We start from the raw sequence: 2,691 nt of genomic DNA, 5'->3' as shown, positions 1-2,691 counted from the left end.
GTTCTCGTGACTGCGTGCCTTTTGAAGAATGAGCCTGCGAGTTTGCGGTGTGTTGCGAGGTTAACCCGTGTGGGGAAGCCGTAGCGAAAGCGAGTCCGAATAGGGCGGTTTAGTAGCGCGCTCAAGACCCGAAGCGGAGTGATCTAGCCATGGGCAGGTTGAAGCGGAGGTAAGACTTCGTGGAGGACCGAACCCACCAGGGTTGAAAACCTGGGGGATGACCTGTGGTTAGGGGTGAAAGGCCAATCAAACTCCGTGATAGCTGGTTCTCCCCGAAATGCATTTAGGTGCAGCGTCGTGTGTTTCTTGCCGGAGGTAGAGCACTGGATAGGCGATGGGCCCTACCGGGTTACTGACCTTAGCCAAACTCCGAATGCCGGTAAGTGAGAGCGCGGCAGTGAGACTGTGGGGGATAAGCTCCATGGTCGAGAGGGAAACAGCCCAGAGCATCGACTAAGGCCCCTAAGCGTACGCTAAGTGGGAAAGGATGTGGAGTCGCAGAGACAACCAGGAGGTTGGCTTAGAAGCAGCCACCCTTGAAAGAGTGCGTAATAGCTCACTGGTCAAGTGATTCCGCGCCGACAATGTAGCGGGGCTCAAGCGTACCGCCGAAGTCGTGTCATTGCGATATGTACCCCCAACGGGGATCGTGATGGGTAGGGGAGCGTCGTGTGCCGGGTGAAGCAGCCGCGGAAGCGAGTTGTGGACGGTTCACGAGTGAGAATGCAGGCATGAGTAGCGATACACACGTGGGAAACGTGTGCGCCGATTGACTAAGGGTTCCTGGGTCAAGCTGATCTGCCCAGGGTAAGTCGGGACCTAAGGCGAGGCCGACAGGCGTAGTCGATGGACAACCGGTTGATATTCCGGTACCCGCTTTGAAACGCCCAATATCGAATCCATTAATGCTAAGGCCGTGAAGCCGCCCTTGATCTCTTCGGAGTGATGGGGAGTGGTGGAGCCGCTGACCCAAGGTGGTAGTAGGTAAGTGATGGGGTGACGCAGGAAGGTAGTCCAGCCCGGGCGGTGGTTGTCCCGGGGTAAGGGTGTAGCCCGAGAGATAGGCAAATCCGTCTCTCATGAGGGTGAGACCTGATGCCGAGCCGATTGTGGTGAAGTGGATGATCCTATGCTGTCGAGAAAAGCCTCTAGCGAGTTTCATGGCGGCCCGTACCCTAAACCGACTCAGGTGGTCAGGTAGAGAATACCGAGGCGTTCGGGTGAACTATGGTTAAGGAACTCGGCAAAATGCCCCCGTAACTTCGGGAGAAGGGGGGCCACGTTTGGTGATCCGATTTACTCGGTGAGCTGGGTGTGGCCGCAGAGACCAGCGAGAAGCGACTGTTTACTAAAAACACAGGTCCGTGCGAAGCCGTAAGGCGATGTATACGGACTGACGCCTGCCCGGTGCTGGAACGTTAAGGGGACCGGTTAGCTCCATTTCGGTGGGGCGAAGCTGAGAACTTAAGCGCCAGTAAACGGCGGTGGTAACTATAACCATCCTAAGGTAGCGAAATTCCTTGTCGGGTAAGTTCCGACCTGCACGAATGGCGTAACGACTTCTCGACTGTCTCAACCATAGGCCCGGTGAAATTGCACTACGAGTAAAGATGCTCGTTTCGCGCAGCAGGACGGAAAGACCCCGGGACCTTTACTACAGTTTGATATTGGTGTTCGGTTCGGCTTGTGTAGGATAGGTGGGAGACTTTGAAGCGGCCACGCCAGTGGTTGTGGAGTCGTCGTTGAAATACCACTCTGGTCGTGCTGGATGTCTAACCTGGGTCCGTGATCCGGATCAGGGACAGTGTCTGATGGGTAGTTTAACTGGGGCGGTTGCCTCCTAAAGAGTAACGGAGGCGCCCAAAGGTTCCCTCAGCCTGGTTGGCAATCAGGTGTTGAGTGTAAGTGCACAAGGGAGCTTGACTGTGAGACCGACGGGTCGAGCAGGGACGAAAGTCGGGACTAGTGATCCGGCGGTGGCTTGTGGAAGCGCCGTCGCTCAACGGATAAAAGGTACCCCGGGGATAACAGGCTGATCTTCCCCAAGAGTCCATATCGACGGGATGGTTTGGCACCTCGATGTCGGCTCGTCGCATCCTGGGGCTGGAGTCGGTCCCAAGGGTTGGGCTGTTCGCCCATTAAAGCGGTACGCGAGCTGGGTTTAGAACGTCGTGAGACAGTTCGGTCCCTATCCGCTGCGCGCGCAGGAGTCTTGAGAAGGGCTGTCCCTAGTACGAGAGGACCGGGACGGACGAACCTCTGGTGTGCCAGTTGTTCTGCCAAGGGCATGGCTGGTTGGCTACGTTCGGAAAGGATAACCGCTGAAAGCATCTAAGCGGGAAGCCTGCTTCGAGATGAGGACTCCCACCCACTTGATGGGGTAAGGCTCCCAGTAGACGACTGGGTTGATAGGCCGGATATGGAAGCACGGTAACGTGTGGAGTTGACCGGTACTAATAGGCCGAGGGCTTGTCCTCAGTTGCTCGCGTCCACTGTGTTAGTTCTGAAGTAACGAACACGCCCCACACACGTGTTGTGGTGGGCTGGTTGTGTTTGTTTTCTTCATAGAGTTTCGGTGGTCATAGCGTTAGGGAAACGCCCGGTTACATTTCGAACCCGGAAGCTAAGCCTTTCAGCGCCGATGGTACTGCAGGGGGGACCCTGTGGGAGAGTAGGACACCGCCGAACAAT

Annotated in this window: 1 rRNA gene and 1 other annotated feature (1 of these 2 only partly in view); the gene reads left to right on the top strand. The window is 56.3% G+C overall.

The features are described 5' to 3' along the window. Nucleotides 1-2,477, top strand: a sequence feature (most likely nonfunctional fraction of RNA operon) (it extends 1,724 nt beyond the left edge of the window). Nucleotides 2,478-2,571: 94 nt separating this feature from the next. Further along, nucleotides 2,572-2,688: ribosomal RNA gene (gene rrf / locus ACFV6V_RS30970) — 5S ribosomal RNA — on the top strand. The last annotated feature ends 3 nt before the right edge of the window (nucleotides 2,689-2,691 follow it).

Source organism: Streptomyces sp. NPDC059828 (assembly GCF_042731955.1).
Lineage (GTDB): Bacteria > Actinomycetota > Actinomycetes > Streptomycetales > Streptomycetaceae > Streptomyces.
Note: the sequence above shows the minus strand (reverse complement) of the source record. Positions and strands in the feature narration are given on the sequence as shown.